The sequence below is a fragment of the Nocardioides hungaricus genome (genome assembly GCF_054782915.1).
Map to the genome: position 1 here is coordinate 1 of NZ_BAAGRO010000030.1, position 22,261 is coordinate 22,261.

General features: G+C 69.1%; 13 protein-coding genes. 8 read left to right on the plus strand and 5 right to left on the minus strand.

The features are described 5' to 3' along the window. Positions 1-96: 96 nt before the first annotated feature. The 4 genes from ACYVKX_RS12375 to ACYVKX_RS12390 all read left to right on the plus strand — a co-directional run bounded on the left by ACYVKX_RS12375 (position 97) and on the right by ACYVKX_RS12390 (position 6,042). A complete protein-coding gene (locus ACYVKX_RS12375; protein WP_460832645.1) occupies positions 97-3,216 on the plus strand; it encodes a peptidoglycan DD-metalloendopeptidase family protein in 3,120 nt (1,039 codons plus the stop codon). Between the two features lie 62 nt (positions 3,217-3,278). Beyond that, complete coding sequence (locus ACYVKX_RS12380; protein ID WP_460832648.1) at positions 3,279-3,881, plus strand: hypothetical protein; 603 nt, start codon at positions 3,279-3,281, stop codon at positions 3,879-3,881. Next, positions 3,878-5,341 (plus strand): type IV secretory system conjugative DNA transfer family protein, encoded by a 1,464-nt coding sequence (locus tag ACYVKX_RS12385; RefSeq protein ID WP_460832650.1) that lies wholly within the window; start codon positions 3,878-3,880, stop codon positions 5,339-5,341. The genes ACYVKX_RS12380 and ACYVKX_RS12385 overlap by 4 nt, the downstream gene beginning before the upstream one ends. Beyond that, entirely contained in the window at positions 5,338-6,042 is a 705-nt protein-coding gene (locus tag ACYVKX_RS12390) for a hypothetical protein (RefSeq protein ID WP_460832653.1), read from the plus strand. The genes ACYVKX_RS12385 and ACYVKX_RS12390 overlap by 4 nt, the downstream gene beginning before the upstream one ends. Positions 6,043-6,256: 214 nt before the next feature. On the opposite strand, the gene ACYVKX_RS12395 is transcribed toward ACYVKX_RS12390, so the two are convergent. Continuing rightward, the gene (locus ACYVKX_RS12395) at positions 6,257-6,961 is read right to left on the minus strand and encodes a TIGR02391 family protein (protein ID WP_460832655.1); all 705 of its coding nucleotides are present in this window, start codon (positions 6,959-6,961) and stop codon (positions 6,257-6,259) included. Positions 6,962-7,077: 116 nt separating this feature from the next. Here ACYVKX_RS12395 and ACYVKX_RS12400 point away from each other — a divergent pair, with 116 nt between their 5' ends. Continuing rightward, complete coding sequence (locus tag ACYVKX_RS12400; RefSeq protein WP_460832658.1) at positions 7,078-7,809, plus strand: DCL family protein; 732 nt, start codon at positions 7,078-7,080, stop codon at positions 7,807-7,809. Here the strand turns inward: ACYVKX_RS12400 and ACYVKX_RS12405 are convergent. The 3 genes from ACYVKX_RS12405 to mobF form a co-directional block, all read right to left on the minus strand. Continuing rightward, positions 7,806-10,376, minus strand: coding sequence for a DEAD/DEAH box helicase (locus ACYVKX_RS12405; protein WP_460832661.1), 2,571 nt, complete (start codon positions 10,374-10,376; stop codon positions 7,806-7,808). The two genes, ACYVKX_RS12400 and ACYVKX_RS12405, sit on opposite strands and share 4 nt — an antisense overlap. Next, a complete protein-coding gene (locus tag ACYVKX_RS12410; protein WP_460832664.1) occupies positions 10,373-11,311 on the minus strand; it encodes a HamA C-terminal domain-containing protein in 939 nt (312 codons plus the stop codon). The genes ACYVKX_RS12405 and ACYVKX_RS12410 overlap by 4 nt, the downstream gene beginning before the upstream one ends. A 286-nt stretch (positions 11,312-11,597) precedes the next feature. Further along, on the minus strand, positions 11,598-17,510 hold the full coding sequence (gene mobF, locus ACYVKX_RS12415) for a MobF family relaxase (RefSeq protein ID WP_460832667.1): 5,913 nt from the start codon (positions 17,508-17,510) through the stop codon (positions 11,598-11,600). 16 nt (positions 17,511-17,526) lie between these two features. Between mobF and ACYVKX_RS12420 the strand changes: the two genes are divergently transcribed. The 3 genes from ACYVKX_RS12420 to ACYVKX_RS12430 all read left to right on the plus strand — a co-directional run bounded on the left by ACYVKX_RS12420 (position 17,527) and on the right by ACYVKX_RS12430 (position 21,193). Further along, positions 17,527-19,083, plus strand: a complete 1,557-nt coding sequence (locus ACYVKX_RS12420; protein WP_460832669.1) for an IS110 family RNA-guided transposase — start codon at positions 17,527-17,529, stop codon at positions 19,081-19,083. 310 nt (positions 19,084-19,393) lie between these two features. Further along, positions 19,394-20,626 (plus strand): IS110 family RNA-guided transposase, encoded by a 1,233-nt coding sequence (locus ACYVKX_RS12425; protein ID WP_460832671.1) that lies wholly within the window; start codon positions 19,394-19,396, stop codon positions 20,624-20,626. 324 nt (positions 20,627-20,950) lie between these two features. Then, positions 20,951-21,193, plus strand: a complete 243-nt coding sequence (locus ACYVKX_RS12430) for a transposase (RefSeq protein ID WP_460832673.1) — start codon at positions 20,951-20,953, stop codon at positions 21,191-21,193. Between the two features lie 23 nt (positions 21,194-21,216). On the opposite strand, the gene ACYVKX_RS12435 is transcribed toward ACYVKX_RS12430, so the two are convergent. Beyond that, positions 21,217-22,261, minus strand: a 1,045-nt coding sequence (locus tag ACYVKX_RS12435) for an ISL3 family transposase (RefSeq protein ID WP_460832675.1), incomplete at its 5' end; no start/stop codon positions are given.

The window sequence follows — 22,261 nt, forward strand, 5'->3', positions numbered from 1 at the left end:
ACGCCACCTGCACAAACGCAGATCGGAGCGCATGGACGTCTGATCGAACCTGAGTTCCTAGAGATTGCCGGCTGAGGCGCTCGGGACTGACCTGTCGTGAAGAAGCTCCTGCTCGCCGGACTGCCGGTCCTGATCATCTTCATGGGCCTGCCGCTGCTGGTCTCCCTGATGGTGATCATGAGCACGACCGCGGCCGCGGAGTGCCGCACCCAGACCAACCAGACCGCCCCCACCGAGCTCGGGGACCTCGGCGTCATCGACGGGCCCGTGGGCGGCCCGGTCAAGGGCAAGGTCACCCTGGCGCAGGCCAACATCCCGCGCCGGTCCGGCCTGGACGGCTTCCGCGCGTCCATGCCCAAGGTCCTCTCGACCAACCCCGACTTCGTCACCCTCAACGAGGCCAGCGGGTGGAGCCTGGCACAGATCGAGGCCGCCGCCCCCGGCTACGGCGCGTTTCGGGTCTCCGACCACACCGGCGACAACAACTCCATGGGCAACGTCGTGCTCTGGAAGCGCGACACCTGGTCCAAGGCCAACGGCGGCCGGGTCACCCTCGTCGTCGACGACAACACCTACTACCAAGGCCGGGCGGTCACCTGGGACCGGTTCGCCACGTGGGTGATCCTCGAGCGCGCCGACGGCGCCGTGGTCTCGGTCATCTCCACCCACCACATGACCAACCCGCACAAGTGGCCCCGGCAGCACGGGAACCCGCCACTGACCCGGCCCCAGCAGTACGGCGCCGGCATGGACATCCTGCTGCAGCTGCGCAACTCGCTGGCCACCCACGGCCCGGTGCTCATCGGCGGCGACATGAACACCCACCCCTCCTACACCGACCTGCCGTGGGCGGCGGCCGCGAAGATGAAGGCCGCCGGCTACGGCTGGCACAACCACGCGGTCGACTTCGTCTTCTTCCCCCAGCACCAGGGCGTGCGCCTCGAACAGGGATGGTCCGGAACGATGATCTCCGACCACCACTGGATCTCCGCCCGCCTCTCCATGAACGGCGTCGGCCCCGAGAGCGCGCCCACGCCCGCGGCCACCAGCGACGGCGTGGTGAACGCCGCCCACACCACGAAGACGGCGGCCGAGCCGCCATCCGGGGACGTGCTCGCCCAGCTGATGCGGCTGCGGTTCGCCTCCAGCTACCCGACCATTACCGCCGAGCAGGCCCGCAACGCGATCACCATCGCCCAGGTCGCCCGCGACCTCCAGGTGCCCCGCCGCGGGCTGCAGATCGCGATCGCCACCGCGATCCAGGAGTCCAAGCTGGTCAACCTCGCCGGCGGCGACCGCGACTCCGGCGGCCTGTTCCAACAGCGCCCCTCTCAGGGCTGGGGCAGCCGTGCCGAGGTCACCAACCCGGTCCTCGCCGCACGGGCCTTCTTCGGCGAAGCCCAGCGCACCGGCAACCCCGGACTGCTCGACATCCCAGGCTGGCAGAACATGCCGCTGACCCAGGCCGCCCAGGCCGTGCAGCGCTCCGGCTACCCCGACGCCTACGCCCAGTGGGAGGACATCGCCGGCGACATCACCGATCTGCTTGGCGGCGACCTGCCCGACCTTCCCGACGACGGCTCCACCACGAACGTGGCCAACTGCCAGGGCGAGACCGTCAACCCGGTCACCGTCGGCACCCTCAACCTGCTCGGCGCCGGCCACACCGACAAGGCGGGGGAGCGGCCCGGTTACGACCCCTGGGACAAGCGACTCCCCGGGGCCATGCGCACGATCGAGAACGCAGGCGTCACGATCGCCGGCCTCCAGGAGGTGCACGGCCCGCAGGCCAAGGCGCTGGAGAACCAGTACGCGGCCAAGTGGGGGATCTACCCGGCCAGCGGGAAGGCGCAGAACCGGGTCATCTGGGACCGCAACGAGTGGAAGCAGACCGACGGCCGCCTCGTCGACATCCCCTACTTCGGCGGCAAGGACGTCGGCATGCCCCTGGTGCAGCTGACGTCGACGACCACCGGCCAGGTCATCTGGGTGTGGAGCATCCACAACCCGGCCGACACCCACGGGAACGGCGCCGCGCACCGCAAGGAGGCGCTGCGCCGCCAGCTGGCCACCATGACCGACCTCGTCGGCACCGGCACCCCGGCGGTGATCCTGGGCGACTTCAACGACGGCAAGGACGGCAACAACTCCTCACACTGCGCGCTCACCCCCGAGCTCACCAACGCCTTCGGTGGATCGGCAGAGCCGTGCAAGAAGCCCGAGAAGGACGCGCCGATCGACCACATCTACGGCGCAAACCTCACCTGGGCCAGTGCCGAGGTCGACAACAGCACGCAGGCCAGCAAGCTCGCCGACCACCCACTGGTGGTCGCCACCACCGCGGGCAGCAGCGCGGGCTGCGCGGTCGCGCAGGCGACCAACTACAACCTCGGCCCGGTCAAGCCGCAGCTGACGCAGCTGGTCAACATCCTCGGCCCGATGTTCGACATCAAGACCGTCGGCGGCTACCGCGAGAGCGCCACCGACCCCAACGGCCACCCGGCCGGGCTCGCGGCCGACTTCATGGTCCCGCTCACACCCGCCGGCAAGGCCCAAGGAGACGCGCTCGTGGCCTACGCCCAGGCCCACGCTCGCGAGCTCGGGATCGACTACATCATCTGGTACCAGCGCATCTGGTCGACCGAGCGCGCCGACGAGGGCTGGCGGCCGATGGAGGACCGAGGGACGGCCACCGCCAACCACATGGACCACCCGCACATCAACGTGCTGCCCGACGCCAAAATCACCCCGATCGGCCTCGACGGCGCATCCTGCGACGAGGTGGTCTACCCGGTTCCCGCGCAGTACATCGGCACCGACAACCACAACTGGCACGAGACCGGGCCCTACTGGTCCAACTGGCACACCGGAACCGACTTCTCCGCGCCCTGCGGCACGACCGTCTACGCCGCGCACGCCGGCACCATCGAGATCGACACCAGCCAGGGCTGGGCCGGACCGCAGCTGGTCAAGGTCACCACCGGCGCCGGCTCGCTGACCACCTGGTACGCGCACATACAGAGCGTCACCGTCAGCCGCGGCCAGACCGTCGCCGCCGGCGAGCCGATCGGCCAGGTCGGCAAGGAAGGCAACGTCTCCGGGTGCCACCTCCACTTCGAGGTCCACCTCAAGAACGGCTCGATCTACGGCCCCGACAACGTCGACCCCTCGACCTGGCTGGCTGAGAACGCCTCAAAGCCGACCCGCTCCGTCTGATCGCTGCCGGACGCTCCGGCACATAGGTGACCAGCCAGAACTTTCGACCACGAGGTGAATCCATGCAGAGAGAGCGCCGACGCGACCCGTACCCCTGGACCTGGGAGATCCCTGTCGCCGTCGCCCTGGCGACGCTCTTCGTCATCGTCATCGGCATCCAGCTGAGCCGATCGGTCGCTAACCTGCTCGCCGGCGCCGGGTGGACCTGGCCGGACGCCAACGCCGGCGCGTTCCCCTCCCCGATCGGGACCGCCTTCTGGACCAGCCTCCCCGGCGTGCTCGGCGGCCACGCCGACGCCGGCCTGCCCACCCCAATCCCGGACGACCTCGCCGGCCGCGGGCTGGTGTGGGCGAGCCTCGCGCTCACCGAGGCCGCCCTGCTGACCGCCACGATCTGGGTCGGCGTGTGGGCCTACCAGCGCTGGGGCCCGGGACGCATGCGCGGCATGGCCACCGCCGCCGAGGCCGAGAAGCTGCTGGGCGTCACCCGGCTGCGCAAGGTCGCCGGCATCGTCCGCCCCGACCTCTACGGCAAGCACGCCACCGCTCCGGCGGCACCCGTCCAGCGCACCGCCGGCGACCTAACCGAACACCCCGGGCCACAGCTCGGCCACGGGATCAGCCCGTGGCTCCTGGGCGGCCGCCGCACGACGGAGGAGCGATGAAGCTGAGGTTCAACCCGCTGGACGTGGGCTGGCGCATCGGCGACGCACACGAGCCGCGCGGCGGCGAGCTGTGGGTGCCGTGGGACCGCACCGCCGGCGTGATCGGCCCGCAGGGCTCCGGCAAGACACTCGACCTGCTCACCCCGGCGCTGCTCGGCGCCCCGGGCGCTGCCCTGGTGACCCTGACGAAGGTCGAGGACCTGCTACTCAGCCTCACCGAACGCTCCCGCGACGACCGGCCCTGCGTAGTGCTCGACCCGTTCGGGCTGGCCGAGGGCGTCATCGACGAGCTGATCTGGGACCCGATCGCCGGCTGCGTGGACCCGAAGGTCGCCGAGCGACGTGCCAAGGCCTTCACCGCCGGCACCGTCAAGGGCGCGATCACCGGCGGCACCGGCGACGACGCCGCCCGCTTCTACGCCGCGGAGTCCGCGAAGGTGCTGCAGGGCTACTTCCACGCCGCGGCGCTCACCGGCAAGACCCTCGAGGACGTCCTGCAGTGGGTCGCGAACCCGACCGCGGCCACCCAGCCGATGGAGATCCTGCGCCGGCACCCGCACGCCGAGCCGTTCTGGCACGGCCTGCTGCACGGCGCGCTCAACGGTGACGACCGCACCGCCGGCAACACCGTCACCACCGTGCAGCAGGCGGTGTCGCTGTTCTTCCAGGCCGACATCCGCCGCCGCTGCGTACCCAGCCCCGGGCACCCGGCCACAGACCTGGCCGACGTGATCCGACGCCGCGGCACCATCTACCTGCTGGGCCGCGAAGACCCCTACGCCTCGGCCAGCCCGCTCATGACCGCGGTGGCCGAACACGTCCTGGACACCGGGCTGCTGCTGGCCAACAACTCCCCATGGGGAGGCCGGCTGTGTCCACCGCTGGTCTCGGTGCTCGACGAGCTGCCGTCGACCGCGCCGCTGCCGACCCTGCGGACCCGCATGGCCAACGAGCGTGCCCTGGGGCTGTCGTTCATCTGGGCCGCCCAGACCCGGCCCCAGTTGACGAGCATCTTCGGCGAGCACGAGGCCCGGGCGCTGCTCGGCCTCACCAACACCCTGGTCATGTTCGGCGGATCCAAGGACGTCGCCTTCAACCAGGAGATCTCCGACCTCCTCGGCCAGGTCCGCATCGGCAGACGAACCCACCGCGGCGGCGGCAGCGGATACGAGGGTGACGACATCGCGATCATGCGGCCCGAGGAGGTCCGCCAGCTCCCCGAGCGTCGTGCCCTGGTGATCGCTGAGAACGGCAAGCCGATCATCGCCAAGCTGCACCGCTGCGTGGAGGGAAAGGCCGGCGAGAAGCTGCTGGCCGACCAGCGGGCGCTCCGGGCGCGGCTCACCAACGACCGCCGCATGGTCATCACCCCCGAAGCCCGGGCCACCGCCGCCCTCGTCGAGGCGCGCCGCCTCGGCTTCGTCGACGACGAGACAGACTCGACAAGGAGTGAGCTGTGACGACCGAACGGGCCCGACGGGCCGCACCCACCCCCACCCCGATGGTCTACGCGTTCCCTGTGCCGGGGGAGCACGTCCGGCTGGCCTACCGCGAGCTCCACCTCGCCATCAATGGCACCGAGGAGCAGAAGAAGGCCCTGGGCAACCACGCCCTGCTGCCCCGGCCATGGGAGCCGGCCACGTGCCTGGACCCCGAGCTGCGCCACCAGCTGTGGGAGTGGCTCGAGGAAGTCGTGATCTGGCTCAACCGCGAGTACACCTGGGACGTCTCCGGTCCCATTCCCAGCTGCTGGCCCGTGCACCCGCACCTGGTCCATGAGATCGCGGTCCTGGCCGACCAGCGACGCCGCGCCGGACTCGCGATGACCAGCGACGCCCTCGAGGAGTGGCACCGCTACTGCCTGCCGGCGTTCGCCGACCGCATGCGCAACCGGCTGCGGACCCACTGCGACGACGAGCACAAGAGCTGGCCCGCCAGGCCCCGGCACAACGAGCACCTCGGCGAGGCAAACACCCAGCGGCGTGAGAACGCCTTCGCCCACGACATCGACGCGCTGCCCGTCAACCGACGCGCCCACGAGCACCCCGAGCCAACTGGTCGACCGCGCCTGGCCCAGGTCGACCTGGACACCGGCGAGATCAAGGACGACCCCCTCGGTGCGCAACCGCGCACCCGAACCGAGAAGGGCCCCCGAATCTGACGCGAGCATTCGCGGCGGTAGGACGCTGGTCGCGGCTATGCCTCGCCGACGATCTCGACCGTCGCCGGCGCCTTGATCCGCAGCGGAGCATGACGGGCGTCACCCCGCGACCGTCGGGCCGTTGGATCTCGGGAGGATCGGGAGCTTCTTCGCCAGCAGCTGAGTGGGGCTGGGCGGCTCGTCGATTTCGTGTCGTCCGCGGGCCGGTGGGCGCCTACGGATTCAGCCGCGCGTCAGCCCGTTGCACGATGCGGAGGAGCAGGTCGGCGAGTTGGATCACTTCGGCGGCCTCGACGGCGTCGTCGAACTGAACGGTGCGATGGCTGGCCGGGTTCTTGTAGGCACCGATCGCGCCGGCGAACAAGTCGGCGATCGCCTGCTGCTCGCCGCCCTCCGCACCGGGATCGCGAAGAACGCCGTCCTTGGGGCTGAACGCCTTCCTCATCAGGGCCACTCCGAGGAGTTCGTTTGGCAGACCGGCGACGCGGCGCACTTCCACCTCGACGGCCTTCATCGCCGCGAAGGATGCCGTCTCGTAGTCACCGAGAGCGAAGTTCGATCGGGCAGACGACAGTGCAGGATGAAGGCTGCCCGAGAGTCGATCGTCCGCCCAGACCTTCGAGAGCGCCTTGGGATCCTCGAGCAGGGCCCGTCCCTTGCTCGTGACTCGGCTCCAGTCGCTGCCTTGGGGGTTCTTGGAAGAGTGGCCAATCAGGGCATGGGACTCGAGCCATGCCCAGGCATCCGACAGACGAGCGAGCATGGCCTCGAGGTCGGGCGGGGACTGGTCGTATCCGCCGCGCTGCTTGAATCCCTGGATCAGGTTGTTGAAGTTCGGATCGGGGCCCAACGACCTGAGCAGGTTCAGGCTCAGATCGGGCAACGGAAGATTCCGAACGTCGTCGTAGGACAGGCTCATGAAGCGAGGCTAAGGCCGGACGTTCCTCCGCGTGGGCTCGCCAGGGGAGGGGTCTGCGCCGAGCACGTCCCGATCGTTCGTGAGCGGCTGGATGGTGACGCTCTAGGGTGCTAGTCATGGCAGGCATCCCGGTCGTGCTCGAGACGTTCAGCTGGCCGACGCGCTCGGCCGCCGAGGCAGCGTTCCGCGGGATCCTGCGGGAGTCCGGCTACTCGGTCGGCGACGCCGTCTCGGACCCGGTCCACCACCGGATGCTCATCGAACTCCTCGAGCGCCACCCGGAACACGCCCAGAAGACTGGCCCGGGCGTCAAGGAGTTCTTCATCGGTCGAACTCGCGATGCGAGCGGTGTGTTCGTCGGGGCCAAGGCGATCGGCATCTGGATCCGCCGCGTCGATGGCGAGGAGGTGGATTTCAGTTACCTCACCGCGATTCGCCAGCACTCGGCGAAGTCCGACGCCAAAGAAGCGCTGCGGACAGAAGTCGACGACCGGCGGCAGGAGTACCGCGAGGCGCGCTTCGCTTCGCGAGAGGAGGTGCGGAGCGACCTGTCTGGAGATCGGATCGACAACCTTCGCGACGCGCAGGTCATCTACATGAGCCCGACCTGGGGACAGCTCACCTATCGATTCGCGGAGAGGGAGGGTGGTTGGGGCGAACTGGCCGCAACCCCAGCGGCGAGCGGGATCGCAGCCGTCGGGTCACGCCTCGCCGACCGGAGCCAGGCGGGCCGATGGCTAGTATTTCACGCGCGCCACGCCAAGCTGGGCCTCGCGACCGCGTCCGAAGCCTCCCGACGTCGCCAGACCAGCGATCTCGACTGGATGCCTGTCGACCCGAACGACTAGTCAGCCTCCGGTGCTGTCTCGCCGCGCCGCGTCGCCACCTCGAGCACGTCACCGATCTCGCGCTGGAGGAGCACCGGCACGCCAAGCCCATCAAGGTTCTGAGCCGCGAGCCATGCCAGGGCCTCCGTGCGCGACCACTCGTCGACTCCAATGAAGTCGGACAGGGCAACGGTGGCTGTTCGGGACAGACCCAGCGACATGAGCACGACCTCGCTCGTGCGGGAGACGCCGAGCTCGAGCATCATCGCGTAATCAGGTCGAGCAGCAGTCTCCAACCCGAGCTCAGTCGAGTACACCTCGAGCAGATCGGCGTAGCAGGCGAGGTACTTCGGCGCATGGAACCTTGCGATCGATTCGATGTCTCGCATGACGTCTCGGATCGCCCTCGCTGAGGTGAGCGATGCGTTGAACGAGAGCCTTTGGTCGATCAGCCGAGAGAGGGGCATACCCTTCATCCAGTTGACGACGAGGTTCGCGAGCTGCCACTTGCGCCGATCCTCCCCGGAGCGGGGCGCGCCGAAGACGCTCGTCATCGTTGCGCCGACCCGCACGAGCGCCTCTTGGAATCGGGCTCGAGCATCGGGCTCCTCGGGGAGTGGCAATTGGAGCTCTGTCGGCGTCTTCCCGGATCGCCGGAAGCTCTCCAAGAGCCGCTCCATCGAGATGGGCGCGATCCCCGTGTGTCGGCTCACGATCTCGACGGGGATCGTCAGGTCGGTCGCCGCGCGTACGACGGCGGACTCGACCTCGCTTCGTTCCGATTCCAGGGGAATACGATCGAGAAGGGGCTGGATGGACTCGCCTGCGAGGTGCCGCGAGCACAGGTACGCGAAGAGGCTTTCAGCGGCGCTGTCGTCGTGCACCTCATCGACGGAGCGAACGAATGCGAGCAGCCCCGACGCGTCGTCGAGCCCGTTGCTGACTGCTCGGGTGATCTGTGACCGCTTTCGCACCCGCGGTAGGTTGGGCCACAGGCTTTCATCGTCGGTGTCGATGCACACGACGTTGCCTTCGAACTCCTTGCCCCAGCGCCCCGCGCGTCCCGCGAGGTTCCAGAAGTCGCCTTCGCGGAGCGGATTGCCGGGGCCCTTCTGAGGGTTGCGCATGAAGATCGTCCGGCACGGGAGATTCACGCCCTCCAGCAGTGTTGAAGTGCAGACCAGGTAGTGGATCTTGCCTTCTCCGAAGAGGCGCTCGATCTCCGTTCGCACCACCAGCGGCATGTTCCCGTAGTGGAAGGCCACGCGCCGGGCCAGCACGTCGGCGAGCAAGTACCTGCTGTGCACAGCGGTCTTGATCAGATCCCGCAGATCGTCGATCTCCGTGTCAGCCTCCGCCAAGGCCGGGAGCTGCTCGTAGACCGCCTTCGCGACCTTCTCGGCTTCGCTCGGGCCGTTGACGTAGATGACGTTTCCTGGGGTGTTTCCGGCCAGCGCATGCGCCACCAGCGCGATGCGCATGGGCACAGTCGTCGCGCGTTGCGCGAGCACGAGTTCGCCGACTCTGTGGCTGTTCCCATCCGACACCAGAGATACGGCTCTGCGCTGAGGCTTCCGGTTGATGTGCTCGACCCATAGGAGGTTCTGATTGACGGTGACTGTCTCGGAGACGAACGAGTCGAAACGCCGGTCGGCGGGCGCGTTTTCGACCAGCAGTTCCGGGTTGGAGGTCAAGGGGCTGGCGAACAGCACTTGCGCCTCCGGGCTGCGCCGGATGGAGCGCTCGATCGCGTGCTGGAGAAGAACTCCCCGTGCGTCACCGGCGAGCGATTGCGCTTCATCAACGAAGAGGAGGTCCACGCTGAGAGACGGAAGGAGCTCCAGCACCAGGTGGAGCCGCTCCTGCGTGACGACCAGGACCGTCCGTGACGACTCCGCGAGGTCGGGGTCCCACGGCATGGTGAAGACGTCGACGTCCGATGGCGCCTCGCGCCGGAGATCACGCGAGACTTCCTCGATCAGGGCGCGCGTCGGCACGAGATACACAAGCGTCAACGGGCCTGGCTGGCGCGCGACCTCCAAGAAGTGCTCTCTGATGATCCTGGACTTCCCAGTGGAGGTCGGAGCCGACACGCTCAGCCAGTCGTTCGTCTCTACTGCTTCCCAGAACTTCCCCTGAAACGGATTGACAGGCAGCACACGGCCGTCTGAGAGGCGGACCGAGTAGTCGATGCGGCTCCGGACGACCTCCATCCGGAGCGCACCCGGCAGACGTCGCCAGACGTCGGCCGGCAGCCGATCCCGGGACTCCGCCAGCTCCACGGCCATGTGATTGCCGCTGCGTTCGAGCAGCGCGGCGGCGGCCGCCTTGTGAGCGTCCTCCGCGTCCGAGGACAGCATGCACGCCGTGGCGATTCTGAGCACCGCGGATTGCGCGCGCTCTGATTGAGCCGACGTGATCGCGCTGGCGTAGAGAAGGGCGAACCCCCAATCGACCGAGGGGGCTTCCTCATCCCACTCCACCGCCGCGAACTCCGAACGGACCGTCAGCCTGCGAGCGGCGTCGAGCAAGTCTCTGAACTTGTGCGAGACGAAGACGACCTCTTCGAGCGCCGTGCTGGCGGTCACTTGGCCCCCATCCGCTTCAGGACCCGAGCACGCAGATCGGCGACATCAGGTATCGGAATGCAGAAGAGGTCGATATTCACGCCGACGATTTCGAACTCCTCGACGCGGCTCCCGACCGTCTTGTGCCACCGGCCAACCGCCTTCGACACCCCCTTCTGCTGGGCCTCGTCGAGAGCGGCGATGTTCGGATAGTTGCCGTGGTCGAAGCCGACCAGGCAGACCCCGTTCCATCGCACCTTCAACGTCTTCGGGTTGGTCTCGTCGAAGTACTCGAGCAGATGAGCTGCCAGCTCAGTTTGAGGGACGTTGAGGTGATCGCGCACCAGTAGGAGGTCTTGCTTCCGGCGCTCGTCTCCGTCGGACCGCAGGTACGGGGCAATGCTTTCGAAGCAGTCTCGGAACGCGTCCGAGCTCGACTTGTAGAGCTTCGACTCGCCCCAGTAGATGTCCAGAACCCCGTCATCCGCCAAACTCGCATGGATGCCGTCCGAGCCGTGTACGTGCACCTCGGTGTTCGTCTTCAGCGCCATCTTCGAGATCAGCTGCGGCCGCTGTAGAACACGTTCCATGAGCAGGAACAGGAGGAGCTCGCCCCCTTCTCCCGAGCTTTCCGACTTCACGAACAAGTCTCGTGCCTGCTGCTCCAAGCTCACGATGGCCGTGGTTGCTCGAGTTGCCTCGTACTCTGCGAACGCTCGGTCGATCTTCGAACGAGGTATGCAGAAGTCCATGGTTGCCCACGCCATCGCCCCTGCGAGCTGCTCCACAGCCGGAGTCCCGTTGGCGTCGTGCGCAAGAAAGTGCGTCCTCACGAGAGTCGACGTTCCCGGAACTGTGACGGCCTCTTCGAAGGCCGGCAAGAAGTCGATCAGAGAGCTGCTGGTGCCCCGCGCCAGCTCGAGGAACTGTTCGACAACCGCCGCTTCATCAACCATCAGGCATCCTTGATCGCGCACCACGTCCACCCGCGGACGGGGAGGCACGCACGCAGGATATCGGCGCAGGAGAGACATTTCTGGCGAACCGACTAGACGTCACAGCGGGCCACTTTTCAGGAGCCTCACTGGCGCCCCAGACAGGATGCGTGCTGGTCTATCGGTGACAGCGTGGCGGCTGTAAGCAGGAGCAGGCCGGCGCACAGCAAGGCTGCGGCATCGAGTACGCGATTTTGCCCACGGTCGGTTCTTACTGGACGGTTTGCCGTGGCTTCGTAGCCCAAACTCAGCGCCGACCGGTCGGTGGCATATTGCGCCGTATGGTCGGACTTTGCCAGGGATGGACCGCTCGCTGGGAGTGGCGGATCGTGGCAGTGTCTAGGGGCGAGATCGGGTCGATCGTGATCTGGAGACGGGAGAGGATCCGGTAGCGGAGGTCGCGGGCGGGGCTGTCACCCAGCGGCTTCTCGGTGACGATCGCGCGGGTGGCCGCGCCGACGTCGTGACCCTGCTCGTGGGCCTGCTGCAGCATCGCTGCGGTGGCCGGCCAGTCGCCCTGCTCGAGCAGGCGCGGGTCGAGCTCGCGGGCCAGCGGCGCCCACCGCTCGGCGGGCGTCTTGTCGGCCGCGGCCGCCAGGCGAGCGCGGACGTCGCTGCTCTTGTGCAGCTCGGCCAGCGCAGCCTTCCGCGGGTCGGCATCCCATGTCTTGACCGCGTCGCGCAGGTCGCGGCGGGCCTGCAGCTGGGACAGCTGCAGGCGGGCCCGCACCTGGTTGACACCCGGCTCCCAGGCCCGGCTGGGACGGGCCGAGAGGATCCGCATGGCCGCCACCCGCGCCTGTTCGGGGGCGAGGTTGTCGAGCCGCTCGGTGAGGAGCTGGTCGCCGAGGGCCCGGAAGGCGGGCTGCCCGCTGGCCACCGCGGCGGTGAGCGCGGCCGGACCGCGCTGGGCCAGCAGGTCGGCCGGGTCGAGGCCGTCGGGGAACCGGGCAAAGCCGGGGTCCATGCCGTGCGGGGTGAGCATCCAGAAGTCGCGCTCGGCAGCGACCTGGCCGGCCAGGTCGGCGTCGGTGGCCACGATCGGGTCGCGGCCCACGGCGGCCAGCTGGGCGGCCTGCTCGTCGGTCAGGGACGTGCCGAGCGGGGCTACGCCGAGGTAGAGGCCGGCGCTGGCGATCGTGACGGCGACGGCGTCCATCGGGCCCTCGACGATCACCGGGACGGCACCCTCGGCGAGCAGCTCGTCGCCGACGCCGAACAGCTGCGCGCCCTTGTGGAACAGCGCGGTGTCGGCGGTGTTGAGGTACTTCGGTCCGGCCTTGTCGGCGTCGGTGAGGTCGGGGCGGCGGCGGCCGACGAAGCCGAGCACTTCGCCCTGCTGGATCACCGGGAACATCACACGGTCACGGAACCGGTCGATGAGGCGTCCGGTGCTGGCCTCGGTAGCGACGCCGGCGGCCAGCATCTCGGCGTCGCTGACGCCGCGGCCGCGGAGGTGGTCGACCAGGTTGGTCCACCCGGCCGGCGCCTGACCGGGGCGGAACCGTGCGTCGCCGGCGAGGTCGACGCCGAACCGGCCGGTGAGGTAGTCGCGGCCCCACGAGTCGGTGAACCGGGCCTCGAAGAAGACCTGGGTCAGCTCGTTGATCTCGACCATGCGCTCACGCGTCACGGGGGTGGAGTGCCACTCCTCGGCCCGCTGGTACATGAGCCGGATGTCGGCCTCGGTGGGCTCCAGGCAGGTGCCGCCGAGGTCGCGGAGGTAGGCGGCCAGCGTGAGGTCGGGTTCGACGTACTGGTCCTCGTCGAGCGCGTCGACCAGGTCCTCCTCGAGCGCGTCGACCAGGTGCCCGTCGACCACGTCGACGGGGGGCTCGAGGTCCGTGTCGGGGTCCTCAGCAAGCAGCCACGGGATGTCGTCGGGGTGGTCGACGAACGCCACGGGGTCGGGCTCGACGCCCTCCCACATGTCGGCGGGCGGCTCGTCGAAGTGGACCTCGTGCGCGTGCTCGTCGGGGGCGGTCTCCAGCGCGATCGAGGTCCGCCAGACCAGCGCCTGGCACTCGTCAACGCCGTCCCAGTCGTCGCTGGGCATCGCTCGGCCGGCGCCCAGCAGGGCCTCGAGCTGCCAGCCGCGCTGCAGGCCGTGGTCGGCGTAGGAGACCAGCGCCGGCCACCAGGTGCTGGCCTGGATGCTCGCGGCACGCTCGGGACCGAACAGGTCCGCGAGCCGCGGCGCCCAGTCGGTGGTGACGCTCTCGCCGTGGGAGCCGTCGCCGATCTGCGCGGCGACCGCCGGCGTGAGCTGGCGGGCCATGCGCCACCAGATCGCGGCCGCGGCGTGCTCGTCGGGGAGCGGGCCGGCCGGGTGGTCGGCGGCGGTGGCGGTGCGCAGCAGCTGGTGGGCGGTGACGCCGGCGCGCGACATCGCGGCCAGACGCTCGGCCAGCAGCGGGGTGAACTCGTCGTCGCGCACCTGCGGGGCCAGCGTGTAGAGCAGCTGGCGCCATTCCTTGAGTGCCGGCGTGTGGTCGCCGGTGACGGCCCGGTTGAGGCGCCGCTGGTAGGTGGAGGAGGCCTTCTGCAGCTGCGGAGCGCCGGTCGGTCGCCGGTCGTCGACGGGGACCTGCATGGCTGCCCGCCAGACCTCGACGTCGGCCACCGTGGATGCTTCGGGGCGGATGCCGTTCTGCGCCCACACCGGCAGCGAGGACTGCGCGGCGGCGCGGGTGTGGACCTGCTCGGCGAGCTGCTCGACCAGGTGCGCGCGCTGGGAGAGGTAGGCGCCCCAGTGCGGGTCCTCGGCCAGGCGGGCCGGGATCCCGGGCATCCACGGCAGCGGCCCGGAGCCGGCGTTGCGCAGGCCGGAGGCGTCCAGGCGCCAGTCGAGGACCGCTGCCCGGTCACGCGCGCTCTGCAGCTCCCGGTCGCCGGCCGCGGCGCGGAGCGCTTCGACGGGGTTCTCCCCGGCGGCGCCGAGCAGGAGCAGGTGGGCGCGCAGGGTGGGCCAGGCGGCCTCGTCCGACAGCCCGGCCGCCAGGGTTTCGACGGCGGTGTCCAGCGCGTCGACCATGTTGACCGTGGTGCCGTCGGCGCCGGTGATCGTCTCGTGGCGCAGCAGGTCCTCGGCGGCGACGTAGAGGCTGTCGAGGTAGCGCTGGGCGGCCTCGCCCAGCCGGGTGGCCGGGTCGGCCTGCTCGCGGATCAGGCTGGTGGCGGACCGCTGGGCGTCGTCGCGGGCCAACATCGACTCGAGGATGTCGGTGGGGGTGAGCGGCCGAACCAGCGTCGGGTGGATCACCGAGTGCGGGTCGCCGTCGCCCACGACCTCGAGGTAGACGTGGTTGGCGTGCGCGCCGCGGGTCATCATCGTGTAGAGCTGCTGGCGCGACTCGGCGCCGGTGGCCAGGCCGTGCATCGTGTCGGCGGTGACGCCCTGGGCGGTGTGGACGGTGCACGCGTAGCCGAGCTCGGTGGAGCGGGCGACGTAGTCGGCGGGCAGGCGCACGGTGCGGCCGTGCTGGGTGCGCTGGACCGTCAGGTCGCCGCCGTCGTGGATCTCCAGGACGGTCCAGCGGTCGCCGTTCTTCACCCAGTCGGTGGCTGAGGTGCGCAGCCGGCGGTCGTTCTCGCGGGTGATGATCAGCTCGCCGATCGAGGCCTCGTTGCCGTCGGCGAGCCGGCGGACCGGGCCACTGGCGGCGACGTCGGTGGGGTCGATCCCCTCGAGGCGGTGGGCGCGGGCCTGCTGGTTCAGCTCGCTGACCAGGTCGCGGGTGGGGGCGAGCATGATCGAGTCGAGCCCGGCGGCGCGGTCGGCCTGCCAGGCGGCGAAGACGTCCTCAGTCATGGTGGCCAGGTCGCCGACGTGGACCCGGTCGCGGTCGAGGTAGAAGCCGAGCGCCTCGGCCTTGCCCTCGCGCAGCGCGAGCGAGGCGGCGCCCTCGGCGGGGTCCTTGAACCGGACGAGCTCGGTGAGCTGCAGCGCGCCGTGGGTGGCGCGGATGTCGCGGAGCACGCCGCCGGCGCCGATCGCGGAGAGCTGCTGGTCGTCGCCGATCAGCCGGACGCTGCCGCCGCGCCCGAGGATGTAGGAGACCGCCGCGTCCAGCGAGAGGGTGTCGGCCATGCCGGCCTCGTCGATGACCACGAGGGTGGAGGAGTCGATACCGGCGACCCAGTCCGGCATCGCGGCGCCGGTCTCGCGGGCCTGTCCGAGGGAGTGGGTGAGCTTCGCTAGGGTGTCGGTCTGGGTGTCGATCTGGAAGCGCAGAGCGTCCGCGGCCGCGGCTGAGGGGGCCAGGCCGATGATGGTTCCGCCGCCGTCAGCCCAGGCGCTGGCCAGGGCTCGCATCGCGGTGGTCTTACCCGATCCGGCCGGCGCGATCGCCAACTGGAGCCGGGCGCCGGAGGTGGCCATCTCCCTGACCAGAGTGGCCTGTCCGGCGTTGAGGGTGATGCCGTTGGCGGTCGACTCCAGCAGGGCCAGGTCGACCGACGCAGCCTCGACGGCGTACCCGTCGTGGCGGCCAGCGGCGTCGACCAGGCGCTGCTCGGCGGCCAGCACCTTGCTCGAGGTGAACAGGTCGGCCCCGGCCTGGGTGTAGACCGAGGAGCCGTCGGCGCGGCGCAGCTCGGCCGGCTCGCTGATGGTGTCCCAGGGGCGAGCCATGCTCACCGAGTGGTCGTCGAGGACCTCGCTGACGAGCAGGTCGACGACCTGGGAGACCTGGTTGGTAGGCACATTGGCGGCCCGGACCTGCCGCTGGGCCTCGGCGTAGACGTGCCAGTACTGCCAGGTGGACCGGCTGCCCTCCATCGTCGCCACGATGCGGTCGGTGGTCTTGGCGAACCAGGCTGAGTCGGCCAGCGAGCGGGCCGCGCCCTTCGGGTTGAGGGCCCCGTGGACCATCTGCTTGACCCGCTGCGGGGTGCCCAGCACCTCGACCGCCTCGCGGTGCCACGCCTCGCGCTGCTCGGCCAGCGAGCGCGGCTCGTGCTTGGCCTCGCGGGTCTCCAGCGTCGCCTGCTGTGACAACTGGATCGTCTCCACCGGCGTCGGAGGACGGCCGTGGGTGGCCTGGAACGCGGCAGCGAGGACCTTGCGGCGGTCCTCGACGTTGAGCCGGCGCTTGGAGAAGCGGCGGTTGAGCTCGGGGTCGACGCCGACGATCTCGCGGATCGGCCGCTTGCGGGCGTCCTCGTTCGGGCGCTCGGCGAACTGGACGCCGAGGGCGTCGACCAGGTGCCGCTCGAGCGCGGTGTTGTAGGTCTCCGAGGCCGAGACGACCGCCTTGTGCAGCGGTCGCCCGTCGATGGCCAGCCACTTGCCGTCGAGGGTCTGGACCTTGTTCGCCACGGCCACGTGGGTGTGCAGGTCGGGGTCGCCGGCGCGGGAGTCGCGGTGGGTGAACGCGGTGGCGATCAGGCCGCGGACGTCGACCTGGCGCACGCCGTTGGTGCCCTGGCGGGTGAACAGTGCCTTGGACTCGATGAAGTCCAGGGCGTCCTTGATCGCCGCCTGGTGGGCCCGCTCGATCACCGCGGCGGTCTTGGGGTCGGAGATCGCCCACAGCACCGAGACGCTCTTGACCGGGGAGAAGGTCAGGTCGTAGCCGGTCACCGCGTTGGTCTTCGGGCGGGAGTGCTTGGCGATCGTGGCGGCGAGTTCGCGGGCGTCGGCGGGCTCGCGGCCGTGCTGGGCACGGAAGAACTCCGCGGCTACCTCGGTGCGGATCTTGGCGCGCTCTGCGGCGGGGACGGGGTAGTCGCCGGGGTGACCGGCGGCCTCATTCCATTCACTGAATCGCTTGGCGACCGCGATCCGGAACGGGCTGATGTCGTTGTCGTAGACCTTGTAGGGGGTGCCGAGCCGGACCGCGGTCTTGTAGTCCGCATCCGTCGGCCGCTCGGCCTCGTCGCGGCCGATCCGCAGGTCCAGCTCCTTCGTTTGCTGGGTGGCCAGCGGGTGGTGCCCGGAGCCGAACAGGCTCTGCATGTGGTCGGCGGTGACGATGTCGCCGGCATCGAGTCCCTCGATGCCCTCCATGCCCGAGCCGACCCACACGCCGGGGGTCTCGCCCTTCTCGGTGTAGTAGCTCGCCAGCCCGGTGTGGCCCTTGTCGGTGGCGTCCATCGCTGCGACCTGGCGGGTCAGGTAGTCGTACCCCGACCCGGCCGTCAGCTTGTGGAGGCTCATCGTCACGGTCACCTACGTGCGCACGCGCGCGGCAGGCGATCACTTCCGGCCGGATTTCTGCTCTGTTCTTTCTATTCGGCGAACCGAGAATGCAAGAGGTGTGAAGCACTGCGACTTCGTCGCTGCACCGGGGGATGAGAATCGTTGGTGCGTCCGCTCGGCGACGTCGGCACACACTGGTGCGGGTGAGCCCGTTGAGGTGTATGGCGCGGGGTCTTCGGGTGCCTCTGGATTGTTGCTGCGAGCACGTGGGTCTGTATCCCGGCAGAAGGCCTTCCGAGCGGCGTCGGCCCGGCCGTCCGGGCGGGCCGGGTTCGCAACGAAGGGGCTGGTTGAGATGGAAGTGCTTTACGAGCGGGTCGCGGGGCTTGATGTGGGGAAGGCGTCGGTGACGGTGTGCGTGCGCACGCCGGGGAGGCGACGTGGCAGCCGGCACAGCGAGACCCGGACGTTTAAGACCACGACGGGGTCGCTGGCGGTGATGCGGGACTGGTTGTTGGAGTCTGGTGTGACGATCGCGGCGATGGAGTCGACCTCGACGTATTGGAAGCCGCCGTTCTACTGCCTGGAGGAGTCGATGACGGTGTGGTTGCTCAATGCAGCGCACATGAAGGCCGTGCCGGGCAGGAAGACCGACGTGCGTGATGCGGAGTGGATTGCGCAGCTGCTGGAGCACGGGCTGTTGACGCCGTCGTTCGTGCCGCCGCCACCGATTCGGCATCTGCGGATGCTGACCCGCTACCGGGTCCAGTTGATGGGGGACCGGACCCGGGAGATGGTGCGGTTGGAGCTGATGTTGGAGGACGCCTCGATCAAGCTGTCGACGGTCGCCTCGTCGCTCAAGACGGTCTCGGCGCGGGCGATCTTGGCGGCGATGATCGACGGGGAGACCGACGCGCGGGTGCTGGCGGAGATGGCCAAGGGACGGATGCGTAAGAAGATCCCTGACCTGGCCCAGGCCTTGGAGGGGCACTTCGACGCCAACCATGCGCAGTTGGCCCGGTCGATCCTGGACCGGCTCGACCGGGTTGATCAGTCACTGGCCGAGCTCGACCACGCGATCGAGGCGGCGTGCGTCCCGTGGGCACATCAGATCGAGCTGCTGCTCACCATCCCGGGCGTGGGTCCGCGGGTCGCGCAGACCATCGTGGCCGAGACCGGGGCGGACATGTCGCAGTTCCCGAGCGCGGCGCACCTGGCGTCCTGGGCCGGGTTGGCGCCGTCGATGTATGAGTCCGCGGGCAGACGCAAGCCGGCCGGGCGACGGCGGGGGAACAAGTGGCTGACCGCGATGCTCGTCGAGGCGGCGGGATCGGTGGGGCGGATGCATGGCAAGAACTACTTGGCCGCTCAGCATGCTCGTCTGACTCGGCGTCGTGGGATGAGTCGCGCGCAGATCGCGGTCGCACACTCGATCCTGACCAGCGCCTACTACATGCTCAAGCGCGACGAGCCCTACCGCGACCTGGGCCCGGAGTGGCTCGCTCAGCGCAACGACGAGGCCCACACCCGCCGGCTGGTCGCGCAGCTGGAGAAGCTCGGCCACACCGTGCAGCTCGACCCCGTCGCCTGAGTCGCGGGTGATCGCTAGAACGTGTCGGGCTGCGCCCGACGCGCTGACGCGCCTGCGCCGGTACAGGTGATTCACGGGTCTGTATTTGACTTCGGCCTTCGGCTGAACGTGGCGGGGGATGAGAATCGGTGGTGACACTCGGCGACGTCGGCACACACTGGTGCGGGTGAGCCCGTAGAGGTGTATGGCGCGGGGCTTTCGGGAGTCGGTGGATTGTTGCTGCGAGCACGTGGGTCTGTGTCCTGGCAGAGAGCCCTCCGGGTGTCCCCGGCCGCGATGGCCGCGGCCGGTCCGATGAGGAGGGCTCGTGATGGAAGTGTTGTTCGACCGGGTTGCCGGTCTGGATGTCGGGAAGGCGTCGGTGTCGGTGTGCGTGCGGACACCGGGGGCGCGTCGTGGCCGTCACAGCGAGACGCGCACGTTCAAGACGACGACTGGGTCGCTGAGGGTGATGCGGGACTGGCTGCTGGAGGCGGGGGTGACGATCGCGGCTATCGAGTCGACCTCGACGTATTGGAAGGCGCCGTTCTACTGCCTCGAGGACGTGATGGAGGTCTGGTTGCTGAACGCCGCGCACATGAAGGCGGTGCCTGGTCGGAAGACCGACGTACGGGACGCGGAGTGGATCGCGCAGCTGCTTGAGCACGGGCTGCTGCGGCCCTCGATGGTGCCGCCGCCGGCGATCCGGCAGTTGCGGATGCTGACCCGCTATCGGGTGCAGCTGATGGGGGATCGGACACGGGAGGCGATCCGGTTGGAGATGATGCTCGAGGATGCCTCGATCAAGCTCTCGTCGGTGGCGTCATCACTCACGACGGTCTCAGCGCGGGTGATGCTGGCCGCGATGATCGACGGCGAGCGTGACCCGCTCGCGTTGGCGGACCTGGCGAAGGGTCGGATGCGGTCGAAGATCCCGGACCTTGCCCAGGCGCTGGAGGGCAACTTCGATGATCACCACGCGCAGATGGCCCGGGCGATCCTCGGCCGGCTGGACCTGGTCGAGCAGTCGCTGGTCGAGCTCGACGCGGTGATCGCGGCGAAGTGCACGCCTTGGGCGCATGAGATCGAGCTGCTTCAGACCATCCCGGGGGTGGGGGAGAAGGTCGCGCAGGTGATCGTCGCGGAGACCGGCGCGGACATGTCACGGTTCCCCAGCGCCGCGCACCTGGCGGCGTGGGCGGGTGTGGCGCCGGGGATCCACGAGTCCGCGGGCAAGCGCACCCCGACGAGCAAGCGGCATGGCAACAAGTGGCTGACCGCGATGCTGGTCGAGGCAGCCGGTTCGGTGGCGCGGATGCACCAGTCGAACTACCTCTCTGCTCAGCACGCGCGGATCGCGAAGCGACGAGGCACCGGGCGGGCGCAGGTCGCGGTCGCGCACTCGATCCTGGTGTCGGCGTGGCACATGCTGTCCAAGGACGAGCCCTATCAGGACCTCGGCGCTGACTGGCTGGCCCGCCGTAACGACGAGGCTCACGCCCGCCGGCTTGTCGCGCAGCTCGAACGCCTCGGACACACCGTGCAGCTCGACGCCGCCAGCTGACCCACCGCATCACCAACATCGTGTCGGGCTCCGCCCGACGCGCTGACGCGCCTGCGCCGGGACAGGTGATTCACGGGTCTGTGTGGCACTTCGGAGGCCGGAGGAAATCCGGGGGGACGCCCGCGGCGGTGTCCGCTACAGCGGAGTTTGGATTTCCATCGGCCTGAACGGGGTAGTCCAGGGCGGGTTTGGAGGCGAGAGACGGAACCGTCGGCAAGTTACGGACCTTGACCGGATAGAGGTCCGACGGTACATGGGGACTGCTGCACGGATAGGTGACATCTGATCTGTGGTGCCGAGGGTGCCGCTGGAAGGATGTGCGCTGTGCCGAAGCCGTATCCCAAGGAATTCCGCGACGACGTCGTGCGTGTCGCTAGGAACCGCGAGCCGGGTGTCCACCTCAAGCAGATCGCTGCCGACTTCGGCATCAGCGAGTCGTGTCTGACGAACTGGATGAAGACCGCTGACGTTGAGGACGGTGTGAAGCCTGGGGCCACCGCCGAGCAGTCGGTGACTGAGCGGGAGCTGCGCAAGCGGGTCCTGTCCCAGGCGAACCTGCCGGAATGAGGCTCTTGTGACTGATCTGTGGGTCATCGGCCGGGTAGGGCGGGGCGGTGTCCGCCGAGGTTGAGCATGGCGAGGGCGATCAGGGCGTCGGGTGAGCGGAATCCGTAGGCGGTCCTGGTGATGAGTCGGATCTTGGTGTTGAGCGATTCGATGAGCCCGTTCGACAGTCCGTGCTCGATCGAGGCGAGGATCTCGGTGCGGTGGTGGGTGATGCGTTGTTGGATCTTGACGAACGACTCGATGCGGCAGCGTCTGGCCCAGCTGATCCATCGGTCGAGGGCGGGTGCGGCCTCGTGGGGAGGGAGTCTGAACACGGTGCGCAGGCCCTCTTTGAGGAGGTAGGCGCGGTAGAGGCGGGGGTCGGTCTTCGCGATCCACGCCAGCTTCGTCTGCTGTCGTGGAGTGAGGTTCTCGGGGTTCTTCCAGAGGGCGTAGCGGGCGTTCTTCAGCGCTCGGGCGTGACCGGTGGACACGACGAGGCGCCGCCCGGCTGCCCACCCGTAGGTCTTGGTGTTGCCTGCTCGACGTGCTTGGTTCCAGGCGTCGCGGCGCACGGCATCGAGGGCGCTTGTTGCCCAGCTGACGACGTGGAAGGGGTCGGCACACCGCACCGCTTGTGGGCATCGATCAGCCACGACGTGGGCGATCCATTCCGCACCGTCAGCGGTGACGTGGGTGATCTGGGCGCACCGGCCGGGCCCGGAGGCTTCCAACGCGTCGAAGAACTCCGCCACGGTGGCGCGGTCGCGCCCGGGGCTGGCCCACACCAGCCGGCCGGTGTCGTGATCGACGACGACCGTGAGGTACTTGTGGCTGCGTTTGTAGGAGATCTCATCGATCCCGATTCGTCGTAGCCCGGCGAACGAGTCGATCCCGGCGGCGGTATCGTCCCAGACCCTGGTGATGATCGACCCGACAGTGCGCCAAGCGATCCGCATCAGCTGGGTGATCGCGGACTTCGAGCACTGCGTGGCCAACCAGGCGACCTGCTGGTCGAAGGCCGAGCTTGTCAAGATTTCTGTGTAAGCGATCGGTCCCGTCGGTTTCGGTTGTTTACAGGTAGGGGTT